Raw genomic sequence first — 16706 nt, 5'->3', positions numbered from 1 at the left:
CCCCTATATTCAGGGGTGTTGGCGGCGGTCGTTGTTCCGCAGCCGCCAGGCCCGCACCAGCAGGAAGAGCCCGATCAGCGCGACCGCCACGCCCAGCACCGCGTACTGGCCGTGGCCGGACATGGCCGAGCCGTTCATCGCGCCGGTGCCCTGCGCGATCCAGACCGCGCCGAGCACGACGAGGACGATCCCGCCGATACCACGGACCAACATGGTCGCTCCATTCTCCGTACCGGTATGTCCGCGGCGGTACCCACCCGCGTCCATGGCTCAGCTTCGTCCCGTTCGGTGCGGCCGGGGCGGTCGAAAACCTTACGGAACGGGAACGTCGTACCGACCGGGGTGCTGCCCGGCCTGCTCCTGATGTGACCGAACTCCCTTTGCGTGCGGGTCAGTTGGCCCACGGCGGAACGATGTGTGTCCCGTCGGCCAACTCCGCCTCCAGCCCGATGGACGTGGTGACCCAGGTGATCACGGCGCGGTCGGTGGGGTTCTCGGCGCCGAAGGTCGCGCCGGGGTTGATGATCAGCGTGTCGCCCGCGCCGACCCGGTCGGTGCGGCCGTCGAGCGTGATGACCAGTTCGCCTTCGAGGATGTGCAGGATCTCCTCGCGGCTGACGGTGTGCAGGGGCGCCTTGGTGCCGGCCGGGATCTCGCCGCGCCAGGCGCACAACTCCTCGCTGCCGGTGGCGGGACGGGCGTACGAGACGAAGCGTGCGCCGTGGATCTCGTGAGTGACGGCTTCGGTCGAGCGGATGACGGGCATGCGTGAGCCTCTCTCCAGATGGTCAAGTTGATTGACTATATTCGCTCTATGGTCAAGCTGCTTGACCAGTTCGTCAAGGGTGTTTCAATGCCTCCGTGCAGAACTCCGAGGCCATCGCCCTGTCCGCCGCCGTGCTCGCCGTCGCCGGCGAACTCACGCAGCGCATCAATGAGGGTGTCGTCGCCCGCGGCTTCGAGGGGGTGCGGCCCGCGCACGGGTTCGCCTTCGTCCGCCTCGCCCCGGACGGCGCGACGGTCACCGATCTCGCCGCCCACCTCGGAGTGACCAAGCAGGCCGCGAGTCAGCTCGTCGAGGAGCTGGTGCGGAAGGGATACGTCGAGCGGCGGCCGCATCCCGTCGACGCGCGCGCCCGGCTGATCGTGCTGACCGAGCTGGGCTGGGCCTGTACGCGTGCGGCGGAGGAGGCCGCCGCCGATGCCGTGCGGCCGTGGGTCGAACTGCTGGGGGAGGGCGAAGTGCGCGTGTTGTGTGACCGTTTGCTGCGTATTGCGCCCTACGGTCCCATCAGGCCCACCTGGTGACCGGTTATCACTGGAAGTTTTTACTGACGCGTAACTTCACACTTCACCTACTCGCTCGTAACTTGACGAGTGAACAGCATTCTTGTGATCCGGATCACAGGGCGTAAGGCCGTCGCAACTCCCTTGAGCCGCAAGGAGATCACACGATGCTGCCCTGGAATCGAGTGCTCAGACCCCTGACCGCACTGCTCCTGACCGCCGCGGTCGCCGCTCTCCCCACCGTTGCCCACGCATCGAGCGCCCCGAGCACCGGCTGGAACGACTACACGTGTAAGCCCTCCGCCGCCCATCCCGACCCGGTCGTCCTCGTACACGGAACGTTCGCCAACAGCACCGACAACTGGCTGGTTCTCGCGCCGTACCTGGAGGCCCGCGGCTACTGCGTCTTCTCCCTCGACTACGGCCAGCTCCCCGGCGTCCCCCTCATCTACGGCCTCGGCCCCATCGACAAGTCGGCAGAGCAACTCCAGGCCTACGTCGACAAGGTGCTCGCCGCGACCGGCGCGACCAAGGTCGACCTCGTCGGCCACTCGCAGGGCGGCATGATGCCCCGTTACTACCTCAAGTTCCTCGGCGGAGCCGCCAAGGTGGACACCTTCGTCGGCATCGCGCCCGACAACCACGGCACCACCCTGGACGGCCTCACCGAACTCCTGCCGTACTTCCCGGGTGCCGAGGGCGTGATCTCCGCGACCCCCCCCGCCCTGGCCGACCAGATCGCCGGCTCGGCTTTCCTCACCAAGCTGAACGCGGGCGGCGACACCGTCCCCGGCGTCCACTACACGGTCATCGCCACCCGGTACGACGAGGTGGTCACGCCGTACAGCAGTCAGTTCCTGAGCGGATCCGACGTGCACAACGTGCTGATCCAGAACCTGTGTTCAGTCGATCTCTCCGAGCACGCCCTGCTCGGACTGTCGGACCGGATCGCCTTCCACGAGGTCGCCAACGCCCTCGATCCCGCGCACGCCACCACCACCAACTGCCTGTCGGCACTGAGCTGATGGCACACCGCGGGGTCTGTCCGACCTGAGCCGCCGGACAGACCCCGCCCCCTGGACGGCCGCACTAACGGCCGTGCCGTCCACCGCCGTTGGTCGCGCGGCGGCGGACCGAGGCGAACAGGGCCGCGGCGCCGAGCGCCAGCGAGGCCGCGCCGCCGATGACGAGAAGCGGCGAGCTGTCGTTGCTGCCGGTCGCCGCGAGCTTCTGCGAACTGCCCGCGGACTGGGGCTCGTCGACCTGGGCCGTGGCGGCGGCCGGTTCCGCCGAGGTGCTCGCGTCCGCGTCCCCGTGACCGTGGTGTTCTACGGTCGACTTGTCGGCCCCGGCCGCGATCTGCTCGTCGGACGGGGCGGAGGCGGACGGCGCGGCAGTGGTCGGGGCCGCAGTTGTCGGGGCGGCCGGGGTGGGTGTCGAACTGCTCGATGCCCCACCGCCGTCGGCCCCCGCACCGCTCCCGCCGAAGCTGACGTCCGAGCAGGAGTAGAAGGCCTCCGGACTGTCCGAGCGCTGCCAGATCGCGTACAGGAGCTGCCTGCCGGAGCGCTGGGGGAGGGTGCCGGAGAAGGTGTAGAAGCCGCCCGAGGCGACCGGGTCGGTGGCCGTCGCCACGGGGTGCTCCAGGTCCAGGTCGGCCCAGGCGAGCGGCTGCGAGGGGTCGTAGCCGGACTTGGTGACGTACACCTTGAAGGTGCCCTTGTGCGGGGCGGTCACGCGGTACTTGAAGGTGTACGAGCCGCTGCTCACGCTCGTCGTCGGCCAGTCCGCGCGGGCCAGATCGAGGCCCTTGAACTCGTCGTTGTTCGCGCTGCACAGCTTGCCGTCCGGGATCAGCGCCTGGTGCTGCCCGTCGGCGTCGCCGATGCGGATGCCGTTCCAGTCGTAGAGCGTCTGGGTGCCACCGGCCGCGACCGCCGCCCTGCACGCGGCCGACTTCGGGTTCTCCGGGCCCTCCGCGTAGCACTGCGCGACCCGGCTGACCGGATCCCCCATCGAACCGTGGGCCACCGCGGGCGCCGCGGCGAGCGCGGTCAGTACGAGAGGAGCCATGCCGAGGACGGCGGCAGCGGCGGCCTTGCGGCGTGCGAGCATGGCGGAACTCCAACTCCTCGGACGGTTCGCGGCGCGGGGGACGGATCCTGTGGGGTGATCAGAAGCTAGCCCCTGGAAACCGCGAAATCGCTTGCTGGAGACGGGGGAGAGAGATCCTTATGGTCGCGTTAAGGCAGGGCTAACCGAGGGCTCAGGGAGGGGTGGGTGCCGTGAGGGTGGAGAGGTGTCGCAGGTGAGCAGACCGCAGTCCGAGTTCCATCGCCCCGAGGAGTCCTGGCGGCGGCCGGCCGGGGCGCCCGCCGGAGTGTGGGAGCTGCAGCTGGCCGTGGATCCGGTCTCCGGGGACTCCACCGTGCTCCAGCGGTACGAGCCGGGGACCGACACCAGCGCCCAGGGTGCCGTTCGGCACGACTACTTCGAGGAGGTGTACATCCTCGAAGGCGACCTCACCGACCTGCGCCTCGGCGAGACCTTCACCGCCGGCATGTACGCGTACCGCCACCCGGACATGGAGCACGGGCCGTGGACGAGCGCGGAGGGTGTCCGGATGCTCGTGATCAGTACGCACACCGTCGGGCCCCGCCCATGACCATCGGCGTTCGCCCGGCCGTCCCCGCCGACGTACCGGCCGTGAAGGCCGTGACCGACATGGCGTACCACCACTACATCGCGCGCATCGGTGTGGTGCCGCAGCCCATGGAGGCGGACCACACGGCGAATGTGGCCGCCGGGCGCGTCTTCGTCACGGGGGACCCCGTGATCGGGCTCGTGGTGATCGAGGAGCGCGCCGACCACCTGTTCCTCGACAGCATCGCCGTCCACCCCGACGCGCACGGCACGGGGGTGGGACGACGGCTGCTGGAATTCGTGGAGGCACGCGCGCGTGCCCTGGGTCTGCCCGAGGTCAGGCTCTACACGAACGCGCTGATGTGGGAGAACCAGGAGATCTACCCGAAGTTCGGCTACGAGGTCGTCGAGCGGCGCACGGACGGGCCCTACGACCGCATCCACTACCGCAAGCCGCTGGACTGACCGGGCCGGCTCAGCCGTCCGGCCACCAGGTGCGGGCGATGTCCTTTCGGACTTCGGGGCGCTCGACAGGGCGCTCGTCGGCCTCGTCCCGCACCCGGCGGGCGTCCGACTTCTTCAGGGGCTTCTGCACGGTTACGCGGCGCATGGCTGCCTCCTTGTGTCCACCCGGGTTCGTGTTCTCACGAGGTGGACCGTTCCCGGGAGGGTGACTCATCGACGCGGGTCTGTCTGTGGTGGCAGTCACGATGGGACTGTCAGTGGCGGGTGTCACGCTGGGCCCATGAGTGAACTCGAAGCAAACGTGGACTGGGACGCGGAGGCCCCGACCTTCGACGAAGAGCCTGATCACGGCCTGCGCGACCCGGAGGTCCGGCGGGCCTGGGCGGACCGGCTGCGCGGCTGGCTGCCCGCCGCCGCGGCCGACGTCCTCGACCTCGGCTGCGGCACCGGCAGCCTGTCGCTGCTCGCGGCCGAGCAGGGACACCGTGTCACCGGCGTCGACCTCTCCCCGGCGATGATCGACCTCGCCCGCGCCAAGCTGGCCGGCCGTGACGCGGCGTTCCTGCTCGGCGACGCGGCGGCACCTCCGGTGGGCGAGCAGCGCTACGACGTCGTCCTCGTCCGGCATGTGCTGTGGGCGCTGCCCGATCCCGCCCGGGTCCTGCGGCACTGGCGCGGGCTGCTGCGCCCCGGCGGGCGGCTGGTGCTGATCGAGGGCCGCTGGGGGACGGTGAACCCGGCCGGCATAGCCGCCGACCGGCTCACCGAGCTCCTGGCACCCGTCGCCGGGCACGTGCGCGTGGAGCGGCTGTCGGACGACCCGCTGCTGTGGGGGAAGACCGTGGCCGACGAGCGGTACGCGGTGGTCGCCATGGAGTGAGCGGGCCTCACCGCAGCAGCGCGTCGAACCCGCCCGCACGGGCCAGCCCCTCCAGCTCGTCGAGGGCCGCCGTGGCCGCCGCCGCGGCCACGGGGTCCGAGGCGGCCAGCCCGCTCTCCTCGAACTCGTCCTCGTCCAGGCGCAGTACGTCCGTGCCGTCGGCGGACACCCACAGGTCCAGATCGAGGTCCTCCACGACGAGTTCGGCGCCGGAGCGGGTCGCGGGGCGGGTGATGTCGCAGTACCAGCCCTTCAACTCCCCGCTGCCGTCCCGGACTTCCTTCACCGCGAACCAGCGGTCCCGCCAGTAGTACTCGGTGAACACGTCGCCGCGCTCGAAGCGCACGAAGCCGAAGTCGCGGACGCCGTCACCGGCCCACGGGGCACGGACGGCGAGGCGGATGCCGTCGTCGAAGAGCAGCTCGGCCGGGTAACGGATCTTCGTACGGCCCGCCTTGACGAGGACGACGTCCAGCTGGCTTGTGGAATCAGGTGAGTTCGCGGACATGGCGCACCTCCGTGGCGCAGATCTGGTAGCCGAACCATTTGTTGATCGCGAGCATCGGCCCGTTGTCGGCGTCGTTGCCCGTGAACGCCTCCGTGAGTCCGGCGGCACGGGCGCGGTGCAGGGAGTCGTTCTTGGCGAGCTTCGCCAGGCCCCGGCCGCGGTGTGCGCGGGCGGTGCCGGTCATGGCCGAGCCGTAGCGGGTGGCGCCGTCCGTGCGGGCGGCGCTGAAGGCCACCGGGCGTCCGCCGACGAGGGCGACGGAGGTCAACTCGGCACTGAACAGGGGGTGTCGCCAGGTCTCGTCCAGCCAGGCCTCGAAGTCCGTGAACTCGGTGTCGATGTCGCCGGGTTCGTCCAGCGTCACCTCCGTGTCCAGCTCGAACAGGGGGCGCGGGTCCGCGGAGAAGTCCGTCCCCGGGCGGACCTCGACTCCGGACGGTGGGGCCTGGAGCGGGGGCAGCGTGCCGTGCGCCAGGTCCAGACGGAGGAGGTGCGCGGGGCGGCTCGCGGTGTAGCCGGAGCGCTCGGCGAAGGCGCGGTTGCCCGGCTTGTCCAGGACCCAGGAGTAGAGCCTGGTCGCGCCGTGGGCGACGAGGTGGTCCTCGGCCGCACGGACCAGCAGCGAGCCCGCGCCCAGGCGCGTCCGCTCCGGGTCCACGAAGACGTTGAGCATGCCCTGGCCGGGTTCCGGGCTGTCGTGGGCGATGTCGATCTGGGCGGTGCCGATGATCTCGCCGTCCTCCTCCGCGACCAGCTTGCGCGAGTGTGCGTCCGGGTGGGCATGGGCGAGGTCGTGGGCGATGGACTCCGGGGTGGACAGCATGAAGGGGAAGGCCCGGTCGCGGACCCGGACGTAGCCCTCCAGGTCGGCCCGGACGTCGGGGCGAAGGTCGCGCACGCTCACTGTCATGTCGCCGCACGCTACGGCCGAGCCGTGCCGTAGTGCCTCTCATTTTCCGGCCGGTGCGGGACAATCGGCCCGTGACCTTGAAGATCCACATCGATGACAGTGCGGCGCCCTACGAGCAGATCCGCGCCCAGATCTCGGAGCAGGCCCGGTCCGGAGCGCTGCCGGTCGGCCACCGGCTGCCCACGGTACGGGGACTGGCCGAGTCGCTCGGCCTCGCCGCCAACACCGTCGCAAAGGCGTACCGGGCCCTGGAGACGGACGGCGTGATCGAGACGCGAGGCCGCAACGGAACGCTGATCGCTGCCGCGGGCTCGGCGGCGGAGCGGGAGGCGGCGGCGGCCGCGCAGGCTTATGCGGAGAGGGTGCGACGGCTCGGCCTCACCGAGTCCGACGCGCTGGCCGCCGTAGGGGATGCCCTGCGGGCGGCTTACACGGCGGGCTGAGGGGAGTTCGGCAACGCCGGGATCCGTCGTGGTGGTTGAGCGCCGTTGCGGCGGAGGCACATGGCGGCAGGATGGAGGAGCTGAGCTGCTTGACAGAGGTGTTGAGCTGCTTACAAGTACAACCCCGCGTCCGCCCCCTCCCGTTGATCCGGTACCGACGTCGGCTGGGTGCCCCGGCGCAGTGCGTACAGCTCCGCCAGGGTCGCGCCCTCGCGGCCGATGCCCTCCTCCGTGCCGAGCCAGTTCGCCGCCTCCTTGCGGGTCAGGGCGCCGACCTCGATACGGGCGAGGCAGCGCCCGGGGCGGACCACGGCGGGGTGGAGGCGCTCCAGGTCCTCGTTGGTGGTGACGCCGACCAGGACGTTGCGGCCCTGGCCGAGGAGGCCGTCCGTCAGGTTCAGGAGGCGGGACAGGGCCTGGCCCGCCGTGTGCTTGGCCTCGCCGCGGATCAGCTCGTCGCAGTCCTCAAGGAGGAGGAGCCGCCAACGCCCTTTCCCTGTCGAGTCGTCCTCTCCGATCGCGATGTCCATCAGATAGCCGACATCGCTGAACAGCCGCTCCGGGTCCAGCACACAGTCCACCTGGCACCAGTCCCGCCAGGAACGGGCCAGCGTGCGCAGCGCCGAGGTCTTGCCGGTGCCCGGCGGGCCGTGCAGCAACAGCAGCCGGCCCGCGATGTCCTCCGGGGTCGTCTTCATCAGGGTGTCCATCGCGTCGGCCACCGGACCGGTGTAGTTGGGCCGCACGTCGTCCCACGTGCCCGCCGAGATCTGCCGGGTCGTGCGGTGCGGGCCGCGCCGGGGGGAGACATACCAGAACCCCATCGTCACGTTCTCCGGCTGCGGTTCGGGCTCGTCCGCCGCGCCGTCGGTCGCCTGGCCGAGGACCTTCTCGGCGAGCTCCTCGCTGGTCGCCGTGACCGTGACGTCGGCGCCCCGGTTCCAGCGGGAGATCAGCAGCGTCCAGCCCTCGCCCTCCGCGAGCGTCGCGCTGCGGTCGTCGTCGCGGGCGGCGCGCAGCACGCGGGCGCCCGGCGGGAGCAGGGTCGCCCCGGACCGTACGCGGTCGATGTTCGCCGCGTGCGAGTACGGCTGCTCGCCCGTCGCGAAGCGGCCGAGGAACAGCGCGTCGACGACATCGGACGGGGAGTCGGAGTCGTCGACGTTGAGCCGGATCGGCAGTGCGTCGTGCGGGTTAGCGGACATGGGGCCATGATCCGGCACGCGGGGGCCGTGTGCACCCGCTTTCCGCAGTGCGCCCCCGAGTGTCGCCGAAGCGCTCCGCTGGAAAAGCGGCGACAGGCCGTCGTTCGGCTGCGGCGCCGTCGTGGCTGGTCGCGCAGTTCCCCGCGCCCCTTTGGGGCACGGCTCACGCCGTTACGCCCCCGACCTGTTACAAGCCTGTGCGCGTACGGATCTGCCCCACCTGCTCCCTCCGCCATTACTGTTGCCCTTGATGGGACGTCATGGGTGGAATTCGGGGGCACGACGGTGGCGGCTCACCGCGCTGCTCGGCGTGGGTGCGGCCGCACTGGCTCTGATCGTGACCCTGATCAACACGCTTCCCGGCGGCGGAAGCACCGCGGGCACCTCGCGCGACGGCGACAAGGTGCACGGCACCCCGGCGACCCCGCCCGACGAGGACCGGCCGGAGGTCGGCTGGGGCTTCACCCACACCCAGTACAGCGCCGACGAGGGCAGCGACACCGCGACCGAACGTGTCGAGGGGCTGCTCGCGACGTCCCAACTCCCGCAGGACCAGGCCATCATGGGCTGGGGCGCCGACAATCCCGAGCCGGTGAAGGGGCGTTACGACTTCGGCGCCCTGGACCGCCGTATCGACTTCGTCCGCAAGTCGGGCGGCACCCCGGTGATCACGCTGTGCTGCTCGCCGGACTGGATGAAGGGCGGCAAGTCGGGCGTCGACAACACCGACTGGAGCCAGTCCGCGCTGGAGACGGCCCCACAGCCGGACCACTACGCGGACTTCGCCGCGCTCGCCGCGACCGTCGCCAAGCGGTACCCGGACGTCACCCACTTCATCGTGTGGAACGAGTTCAAGGGCTTCTGGAACAACGCCAAGCAGCGCTGGGACTACGAGGGTTACACCCAGCTCTACAACCAGGTCTACAAGGCGCTGAAGAAGGTCAACCCGAAGATCATGGTCGGCGGTCCGTATCTCGTGATGGACAGCGTCGACCCGCGGGACCCGGACGCCTCCAGCACCTTCAAGGGCAGTTGGGGCGCGATGGACCAGCGGATCGTCGACGCCTTCGACTACTGGAACAAGAACAAGGCCGGCGCCGACTTCGTGGTCGTCGACGGCTCCAGCTACACCAACGACGACGAGCTGCTGCCCAACGAGTTCGGGGCCACCGACAAGCTCACCGCCGTGAGCGAGTGGGTACGGCAGCAGACGCACGACCTGCCGCTGTGGTGGGCCGAGTACTACGTCGAGCCCGCCGACGGCAACGACGACCGCAAGGGCTGGTCCGAGACCCACCGCGTCGCCGTCCAGGCCGCCGGCATGATCGCCATGGTCAAGGGCGGCGCCACCTCCGGCTTCTACTGGAACCCGGAGGACGAGAAGGGCACGAACTGCGCGGGCTGCCTGTGGACCCCGACCGACAGCTCCGACGGCGGGAAGCAGCTGCCCATGTACGGCCTGGTCTCCCGCTTCGACGCGGCCTTCGGGCCCGGTACGAAGTTCGAGACCGTGTCGGTGGCCGCGGACGACGTACCCAACGTGAAGGTCCTCGCCACCGACAGGACGGTGCTGGTCGTGAACACCTTGGACCGGCAGATCAGCGCGCAGGTCGACGGCAAACGGTTCGACATGGCGGCCTACGAGGTCAAGTGGCTGACGCGATAGGCCACTTGACCTCGTAGGGCCCTGCTACTTCATCGTCAGGAACCGCTGCACGAGCGAGGCCAGCAGCACCGCCAGCAGGGGCAGCGAGAACCAGAAACTGCTCTGCAGCCACCGCAGTTGACGCACACTCGGCCGCACCGCGACCCGGACGATCTCGCGGGTCGTCAGCATCAGGATCAGCGCGAGGGCGGCGAGCGCGCCCACCACCGACCACGGCGTCCAGGTGATCTGCGGTCCGATCGGCCCGGGGTCGGGCTTGGGGACCGCGCCGGCCGGCTGCTTGCGCAGCGCGTACATCGTCACATCCTCGTTGACGAGGACCTTCTTCAACTCCTGCCGGTTGTCCAGGTTCTGGATGAGCCGGGACTCCCAGGTCGCCGAGTAGCCCGCGTCCAGCTGGAGCGAGACGACCTGGCTCCTGTTGAGCATCAGATACGAGTTCGGGCCCGCGTCCTTGAGCGCCTTGACGAGGCCGGACACCAGCACCGGGTCCGAAGGGGCCAGCGTGGGAACGTAGTTGACCCGCTCCATGTCCTTCGCGCCCCACGGCATCGCCGGTGTCACGTCGTTGACCGTGTCGTTGCTCAGCCACAGCAGCCGTACGGTCGGTTTGTCGTGGGCGTACACGTAGTTCATGGCGGCGACCTCGCCGGGCCGCACCCGCTCGAAGCCCTCGTTGCCCCAACGAGCCACCAGGAAGCCGCCCATGAGCACCAGGCCGGCGACCAGCGCGGCCAGCGGGGCGAGGCTCACGCGGTCCTTCTCGCGTTCCTCGGCGGTGACGCCGGTGCGCGGGAAAAGGGCGAGACCCGCGAGCAGGGCCGCGCCCGGCACCGCGAACATGAAGACCCGCAGCGCCATCTCGCCGCCGTAGGACTGCATGCCGAAGCCCAGGAACGGGACGAAGGTGAGGACGAGGAGGGAGCGTTCGCGGTACTTGTGGTCGCGCCGGCGCCACCAGCCCCAGCAGGCGAAGGCCATGACGCCGCCGGCCAGCAGGACGCGGGTGTAGAGGACCAGCTTGTGGGTCGAACTGCCGCCCTGGATACGGCCGGAGACGGAGGTCGAGACATTGCTGCCGACGCCGCCGACCCCGCCGAAGAGGTCGTTGAAGTGGCCGGACCAGTACGGCTCGGCCATGAAGCCGATCCACACCGCGACCAGCACCGCGAACAGGATGGGCAGGCCGCGCAGTTCGGAGCGGCCGATCAGGACGAGGACCGTGAGGACGCCCAGCATCACGAACGGCGTGAGCTGGTGGGCCGGGACGCTCGCCGCGAACAGACCGATCAACACCAGGAGCAGGACGGCCTGTTGGCGCCGGTCGGTCGGTTCGACCTCGGCCTCCCCGGGCCGCATCCTCGTCCACAGGACTCCCGGCGCCCGGAACCAGACCAGGAGGATCGCCACGAAGGCCAGATAGAGCAGGAAGGTGAAGCCCTGCGGGGAGAAGTAGTCCTGGCCCACCCAGCCGCTGAGCACGAAGATCCAGATGCCGGTCCACTTCGCCCGCCAGCCCGCCCGCAGCGAGCGCACCAGCAGGAACATCGGTGCCAGATAGGTGAGTTGGATGGCGGTGGGCCACCAGCGGATGACCTCGGTCCAGTCGGTGATCCCGCACGCCTTGCCGATGAACGCCGCCGCGGCGAAGAAGCCCGGCCAGCTCCAGCGGGCGTCCAGGTCGGGTACGGCCGACCCGGTGCGGTCGATGTAGTCGATGAACCCGAGGTGCTGCCAGGCCGTCGGGAAGCGCGGCTCGACCTCGATCACGGCGGGCAGCGCGTGCAGTGAGACCACGGTCGCGAGCAGTGTGATCAGCAGCAGCGCCTTGTGCTCGCGGCCCAGCCACAGCAGCGAGGCGAACACCGTGATCAGCAGCGCGGCCCCGACCAGCGTGGGCAGCGGCAGCACCGAGATCAGGCCCAGCCCGCCCATGCGGTCGAGGTCGGACTCGCCGAGCCGCAGCGCGGGCACCCAGTACAGGAGCAGCGCGGCGGCCAGCAGACAGCCGAGGACGAGACCGGGACGGGTGGGCACCATACGTTCGCGCAGGGACAACGGGCGGGCGGGCGGCGGCACTTCGGCTTCCCGGGACTCCGTCTCCCGGGCCTCCGCCGCCACGAGCGCCGCCTCCGGTACGACCACCCGGTCGGAGCCGTTGGCGGGTTCGAAGGGGGCGTCCACCTCGGGCTCCGCGAGCGGGCTCATCGAGGACTCCGAGCCGGGTTCGCGTTCTTCCACGGGCAGTCCCACGACCTCGGACCGCTTGATGCCGAGTGCCCAGGTCGGCCGCTGCTCGCCGGAGACGATGGGCGTGCCGGCGGGCGGGGTGCCGGGGCCAGGGCGTACGTCGGGCCGCCGTTCGAGGTGGTCGAAGTCCACGTGGATGCCGAGCGCCAGGGTGTCGGAGTCGAGTGCCCAGGCCGGGCCACGGAGGCGCGCGGCGGCCGGGACCTCGCGGGTCCCCAGGTCGGCCAGGTCGCCGTCCGGTGCCCCGTCCTCGGGGAGTTCCGCGGGCGGCGCCGCCCTGAGCGTCCTGAAGAGTCTGGGCGCCGCGATCGTCACGATCACCGCGAGGCTGGAGATCTCGGCGACGCCCGCGCCGGTCAGGCCCATGCGGGGGAGCAGCAGCAGCGTCAGACCGAGCACCAGGACGCACAACAGGCCCTGCAGCCAGGCGAGTCCACTGGTACGGCTCTGCGCGCGCAGCACCGCGAAGTACGTCTCCATAACGACCCGCAGCAGCGCGCCCACCGCGAACCAGCGCAGCAGCGGGGTCGCCGCGTCCGCGTAGCCCGCGCCGAACACGCCCAGGATCCACGGCGCGCCGATGAACAGCAGCCCGCAGATCGGCAGCATGATGCGGGCCATCCGCTTGAGCGCGGCCCGGGTGTTGGCGGCGATGCGCGCCGGGTCGTGGGAGCCCTCGACGGTCAGCGAGGCGCCCATGTTGATGGCGAGCAGGTTGACCGTGCCGCCTATCGTCGTGGTGATGTAGAAGTACGCGTTGTCCTCGGAGCTGACCTGCGAGGCGATGATCACCGGCACCAGATAGACCACGGCGAGCGAGAACAGCGAGCCCGTGTAGTCACCGGCGAGGAACCGCCCGATCTCCCTCAGCGTCGGCGGCTTGGCGTGGTCCTCGGTGGCCTCGATGTGCCGGGGCACCAGTCGCCGGAACACCAGCAGGCCGAGCGGCACCACGGAGAACGCGATCGCGGCGACCCACGACACGAAGACACCGCTCGTGGCGAACACCGAGGCCAGCCCGACGAGCAGCGCCAGCTTCACCGCCGAGAACACGGTGTTGCCCACCGGCACCCAGGGCGCGCTGCGCAGCCCGGTCAGCACCCCGTCCTGGAGCGTGAGCAGGTTCCAGGCGACGACGGCGACGACGAAGCCGAGCGCGTTGACCGGCCCGTGCAGGAAGCGGTACGAGGGTCCCCACTCGTTCAGGGTCAGCAGGAAGACCCCGGCGCCGAGTGCGACGACCATCGAACTACCCGCGTACGTACGGAAGATGAGGCGCCCGGTGGCGCGTCCGGCGACCGGGATGAAGCGCGCCAGGGCACCCGTCAGGGTCACCGCGGTGAGTCCGGCGAGCAGCTTCATCGCGGCGATCGCCGCCGAACCCTGTCCGACGGCGGAGGCCGAGTAGTAGTGGGCCGCGATCAGCCAGTAGCCGAGGCCGAGCACCGCGGAGATCCCGGTGTTCAGCATCAGGGCGTAGGCGTTGCGGAACAGCGGGCTGCCGTCGGGGGACTTGCGCCTCCCCGGCAGGCGCAGACGGCGCCCCGACTGCTGGGGCGCTTCGGTCTCGGGCACTGCGTCCTGGGTGGTGGTCGTCGTGTCAGACACGGGAACGGCTGGCCTTCCGGCGGACCTGTCGGGCTCTGCGGACCATGGCGTACCCCTGGGTGAGGGCACGGTCCCTGGCGAAGTTGCGGGCGATCGCACGGCCCTCGACGAGCCGCTCGAACTCCTCGACACCCGTACTGCGGCGCACGGTCACCCGGCGCAGGGCGTACGGCCCCTGCCGGCGGCGGGCGAGGTCGTTGCCGACGGCGAGCGCCTGCGCGAACCCCGTCTCCCGCACCGCGGCGCGCACCCGGCGGCTGGAGTAGCCGTACGGATAGGCGAACGAGACGGGTACGGCGCCGAGTTCGTCGGCGACGATCTCCCTGCACCGCACCAGCTCCGCGCGCAGGGAGTCGTCGTCGAGCTGGTCGAGCTGCGGGTGGGTGTGACTGTGGCCGCCGATCTCGACGTCGGCGCCCGCGAGTTCGCGCACCTGGTCCCAGTCGAGCATGGTGTCGAGGCCGCCCCCGGTGTCGTGGGCGCCCCGGATCCAGCCGGTGGAGACGAACAGCGTGGAGGCGAAGCCGTGTTGGGCGAGTGCGGGCAGCGCGTGCCGGTGCACGCCCTCGTAGCCGTCGTCGAAGGTGATCAGGACCGGGCGCTCCGGCAGCGGTTTGCCCGAACGCCAACTCGCCGCCAGATCAGCGGTGTTGATCGGGGTGAAGTGCAGATCGCCGAGGAGCGCCAACTGTTCGGCGAATGCCTCCGGTGCGACGGACAGTGCGCGGGTGGCGTCGTTCGGGGCGGCGGCGATCGAGTGGTACATGAGGATGGGCACCGGTGTGTCACTCATGCGCGTTCCCCCGCTCGATCCCGGCCACCTCGAACGTGGCCCCGCCCCGCCGTGCCCGCACGCTCCCGACGACATACCCGCCCGCCGCCGTGAACACCCCGGCGACGATCGCGCCCGCCCGGCCCGCGCCGCCCGGCCGGGCGAACACGAAGTCCCGCAGCCCGCGTGCCACCCCGGCCGGCAGGACCCTGGTCGTGTACCGGCGCTCGGACTCAAGTCCCTTGTCGGCGCCGACACTTCGGGCCACCAGCGCCTTGGACAGACCCTCGGCGTAGGTGCGCGTACGGAAGTATCCGAAGTGCTCGCGCGCCTCGGGCACCCGGTGGTGGATCACCGCCCGGTCGTCGATCAGCAGCACCGCGTCCGGTCTGGCCCGCGTGAGCCGGATGCACAACTCCGTCTCCTCGCAGCCCAGCGGACGCTTGTCGCCGTCGCGCCCGATGCCGGTCGCGAAACCCCCCGCCGCGTCGAACGCCGTACGCCGGAACGAGGCGTTGCCGCCGAGGACGTTGCGCACCCGGACCCGGCCCCGCGGCAGGCCCTTGTACGTGCAGCCCACCACCCAGTCGAACTCCTCGGGAAACCAGACGGGCCGGCGGCCCGACGCCCAGATCGGCATCGTCCGGCCGCCCACGGCCATGACCTTGGGGTCGGTGTACGCCTCGGCGAAGTGCCGCAGCCACTCCCGCTCGGCCACGGCGTCGTCGTCGAGGAAGGCGATGACCTCGCCGCGCGAGACGGCGATGCCGGTGTTGCGGCCGGCGGACAGACCGCGGGGGCCCGCGTTCGCCAGCACGCGGACCTCGCCGCTCTCCTCGAAGTCCTTGTACTCCCTGGTGAGTCGGTCCAGGAGAGCCGGGTTGTGGTCGACGACCAGCAACGTCTCCAGCGCGGGCCGCGACTGCGCCCGCACCGAGGAGACCGCCGCGAGGATGTCCTCCCAGCGGTCCTCGGTGTAGACGCAGATCACGACGGAGATGTCGGGACCGCTCAAGACACCTCTCCCCGGACCGAGGTGGGTTGCGGGTCGAGACCGTCGATCATCGTGGAGTGCGAACGGCTGCGCAGCGCACGGCGGTTGGAGCGCTCCTTGAGGATCACCTTGAGCACCCGGATCCCGTCCCGCACGGCGCGCAGATTGCTCGTGCCGTGGATGCGGAGGTACTCGTGGCTGGGGATCTCCTGCACCTTGAGGCCGGCCTTGACCACCCGGATGTTGATCAGTGTCTCGATCTCGAAGCCGGTGCAGTCGAGGTCGATCTTGTCGAGGCAGTGGCGCCAGAACGCGTTGTATCCGTAGCAGAGATCGGTGTAACGGGCGCCGAACTTGCGGTTGACGATCGTGCACAGCGCCCAGTTGCCGAGCTTGCGGATGAACGTCATGTCGTCCGTGCCGCCGCCGTTGGCGAAGCGGGAGCCCTTGGCGAAGTCCGCGCCCGAGACGAGGGCGGAGACATAGCTGACGATCTCGTTTCCGTCGGCCGAGCCGTCCGCGTCGACCATCACGATGATGTCGCCGCTGCAGGCCTCGAACCCGGTGATCAGGGCATCCCCCTTGCCCTTTCCCTGCTGTTCGACGACCTTGACCCCGGGCCACAGCTCGCGGGCCACTTCCACGGTGTTGTCGGTGGAATTGCCGTCCACAAGAACCACTTCGTGTATCCACGCGGGCAGTGTCTTGAAGACGTAGGGAAGATTCTCCGCCTCATTCATGGCGGGAATCACGATGCTCACCGGCGGTGCGATGGCCAGGTGAGAAGAGATCGGCCGGTATTTGGCCGACATTAATGGATCTTGGCCCGATGTGGCTGGGCGCAGAACAGAACTCACGAGTCTGGTCCCTCTCGTCCGGCGGACCGCCCGCCCCTGGGCGGCCCGGCTCTGTGCTCCGGTTCGAAAGGGGGGTTCTCACAGGCGCCACGGACAAAAGGATCTCCGTGCACGCGTGGTGAGCTGGCAAAGCTGGTCGACCCCCGAAAGGCGTGAAAGCCGGCCGTGCGGCACGACTCGGTCACAAGTGCGGTCACCGAGCACGGCACCCCCCTACC

General features: G+C 70.3%; 18 protein-coding genes. 7 read left to right on the top strand and 11 right to left on the bottom strand.

Annotation, left to right across the window (positions count from 1 at the left end; genetic code table 11):
* Positions 1 to 9 precede the first annotated feature (9 nt).
* Together ACWDEW_RS23030 and ACWDEW_RS23025 are read right to left on the bottom strand one after the other, a co-directional pair.
* Positions 10 to 213, bottom strand: coding sequence for a hypothetical protein (locus ACWDEW_RS23030; RefSeq protein WP_450514816.1), 204 nt, complete (start codon positions 211 to 213; stop codon positions 10 to 12).
* A 178-nt stretch (positions 214 to 391) separates the two neighbouring features.
* Entirely contained in the window at positions 392 to 766 is a 375-nt protein-coding gene (locus ACWDEW_RS23025) for a cupin domain-containing protein (RefSeq protein WP_450514815.1), read from the bottom strand.
* 95 nt (positions 767 to 861) lie between these two features.
* On the opposite strand from ACWDEW_RS23025, the gene ACWDEW_RS23020 reads away from it, so the two are divergent.
* Positions 862 to 1308, top strand: coding sequence for a MarR family winged helix-turn-helix transcriptional regulator (locus tag ACWDEW_RS23020; RefSeq protein WP_381245659.1), 447 nt, complete (start codon positions 862 to 864; stop codon positions 1306 to 1308).
* A 146-nt stretch (positions 1309 to 1454) separates the two neighbouring features.
* On the top strand, positions 1455 to 2312 hold the full coding sequence (locus ACWDEW_RS23015; protein ID WP_450514814.1) for an esterase/lipase family protein: 858 nt from the start codon (positions 1455 to 1457) through the stop codon (positions 2310 to 2312).
* A gap of 64 nt (positions 2313 to 2376) precedes the next feature.
* On the opposite strand, the gene ACWDEW_RS23010 is transcribed toward ACWDEW_RS23015, so the two are convergent.
* On the bottom strand, positions 2377 to 3402 hold the full coding sequence (locus ACWDEW_RS23010; protein WP_450514813.1) for a lytic polysaccharide monooxygenase auxiliary activity family 9 protein: 1026 nt from the start codon (positions 3400 to 3402) through the stop codon (positions 2377 to 2379).
* A gap of 193 nt (positions 3403 to 3595) precedes the next feature.
* Between ACWDEW_RS23010 and ACWDEW_RS23005 the strand changes: the two genes are divergently transcribed.
* On the top strand, positions 3596 to 3952 hold the full coding sequence (locus tag ACWDEW_RS23005) for a cupin domain-containing protein (protein ID WP_450514812.1): 357 nt from the start codon (positions 3596 to 3598) through the stop codon (positions 3950 to 3952).
* Complete coding sequence (locus ACWDEW_RS23000; RefSeq protein ID WP_450514811.1) at positions 3949 to 4395, top strand: GNAT family N-acetyltransferase; 447 nt, start codon at positions 3949 to 3951, stop codon at positions 4393 to 4395. The genes ACWDEW_RS23005 and ACWDEW_RS23000 overlap by 4 nt, the downstream gene beginning before the upstream one ends.
* Before the next feature lie 10 nt (positions 4396 to 4405).
* Here ACWDEW_RS23000 and ACWDEW_RS22995 read toward each other — a convergent pair whose 3' ends face one another.
* The gene (locus ACWDEW_RS22995) at positions 4406 to 4540 is read right to left on the bottom strand and encodes a hypothetical protein (protein WP_019066207.1); all 135 of its coding nucleotides are present in this window, start codon (positions 4538 to 4540) and stop codon (positions 4406 to 4408) included.
* A 135-nt stretch (positions 4541 to 4675) separates the two neighbouring features.
* On the opposite strand from ACWDEW_RS22995, the gene ACWDEW_RS22990 reads away from it, so the two are divergent.
* Entirely contained in the window at positions 4676 to 5275 is a 600-nt protein-coding gene (locus ACWDEW_RS22990) for a class I SAM-dependent methyltransferase (RefSeq protein WP_450514810.1), read from the top strand.
* A gap of 7 nt (positions 5276 to 5282) precedes the next feature.
* Here ACWDEW_RS22990 and ACWDEW_RS22985 read toward each other — a convergent pair whose 3' ends face one another.
* Both ACWDEW_RS22985 and ACWDEW_RS22980 read right to left on the bottom strand, forming a co-directional pair.
* Positions 5283 to 5783 (bottom strand): DUF402 domain-containing protein, encoded by a 501-nt coding sequence (locus ACWDEW_RS22985; protein ID WP_450514809.1) that lies wholly within the window; start codon positions 5781 to 5783, stop codon positions 5283 to 5285.
* A complete protein-coding gene (locus ACWDEW_RS22980; RefSeq protein ID WP_450514808.1) occupies positions 5764 to 6693 on the bottom strand; it encodes a GNAT family N-acetyltransferase in 930 nt (309 codons plus the stop codon). Before ACWDEW_RS22980 ends, ACWDEW_RS22985 begins: the two co-directional genes overlap by 20 nt.
* Before the next feature lie 71 nt (positions 6694 to 6764).
* Here ACWDEW_RS22980 and ACWDEW_RS22975 point away from each other — a divergent pair, with 71 nt between their 5' ends.
* Positions 6765 to 7136, top strand: a complete 372-nt coding sequence (locus tag ACWDEW_RS22975; protein ID WP_450514807.1) for a GntR family transcriptional regulator — start codon at positions 6765 to 6767, stop codon at positions 7134 to 7136.
* Positions 7137 to 7246: 110 nt separating this feature from the next.
* On the opposite strand, the gene ACWDEW_RS22970 is transcribed toward ACWDEW_RS22975, so the two are convergent.
* Entirely contained in the window at positions 7247 to 8341 is a 1095-nt protein-coding gene (locus tag ACWDEW_RS22970) for a DUF5925 domain-containing protein (RefSeq protein WP_450514806.1), read from the bottom strand.
* Positions 8342 to 8591: 250 nt separating this feature from the next.
* Between ACWDEW_RS22970 and ACWDEW_RS22965 the strand changes: the two genes are divergently transcribed.
* The gene (locus ACWDEW_RS22965; RefSeq protein ID WP_450514805.1) at positions 8592 to 10007 is read left to right on the top strand and encodes a GH39 family glycosyl hydrolase; all 1416 of its coding nucleotides are present in this window, start codon (positions 8592 to 8594) and stop codon (positions 10005 to 10007) included.
* A gap of 24 nt (positions 10008 to 10031) precedes the next feature.
* Here the strand turns inward: ACWDEW_RS22965 and ACWDEW_RS22960 are convergent, their stop codons facing one another.
* The 4 genes from ACWDEW_RS22960 to ACWDEW_RS22945 are packed head-to-tail and all read right to left on the bottom strand — an operon-like array spanning position 10032 to position 16488.
* A complete protein-coding gene (locus ACWDEW_RS22960; protein ID WP_450514804.1) occupies positions 10032 to 13865 on the bottom strand; it encodes a lipopolysaccharide biosynthesis protein in 3834 nt (1277 codons plus the stop codon).
* A complete protein-coding gene (locus ACWDEW_RS22955) occupies positions 13858 to 14658 on the bottom strand; it encodes a polysaccharide deacetylase family protein (RefSeq protein WP_450514803.1) in 801 nt (266 codons plus the stop codon). The genes ACWDEW_RS22960 and ACWDEW_RS22955 overlap by 8 nt, the downstream gene beginning before the upstream one ends.
* The gene (locus ACWDEW_RS22950; protein WP_450514802.1) at positions 14651 to 15652 is read right to left on the bottom strand and encodes a glycosyltransferase family 2 protein; all 1002 of its coding nucleotides are present in this window, start codon (positions 15650 to 15652) and stop codon (positions 14651 to 14653) included. The genes ACWDEW_RS22955 and ACWDEW_RS22950 overlap by 8 nt, the downstream gene beginning before the upstream one ends.
* Positions 15649 to 16488 (bottom strand): glycosyltransferase family 2 protein, encoded by an 840-nt coding sequence (locus ACWDEW_RS22945; RefSeq protein ID WP_450514801.1) that lies wholly within the window; start codon positions 16486 to 16488, stop codon positions 15649 to 15651. The genes ACWDEW_RS22950 and ACWDEW_RS22945 overlap by 4 nt, the downstream gene beginning before the upstream one ends.
* Between the last annotated feature and the right edge of the window lie 218 nt (positions 16489 to 16706).

It is taken from the genome of Streptomyces sp. NPDC001100 (assembly GCF_053598575.1).
Note: the sequence above shows the minus strand (reverse complement) of the source record. Positions and strands in the feature narration are given on the sequence as shown.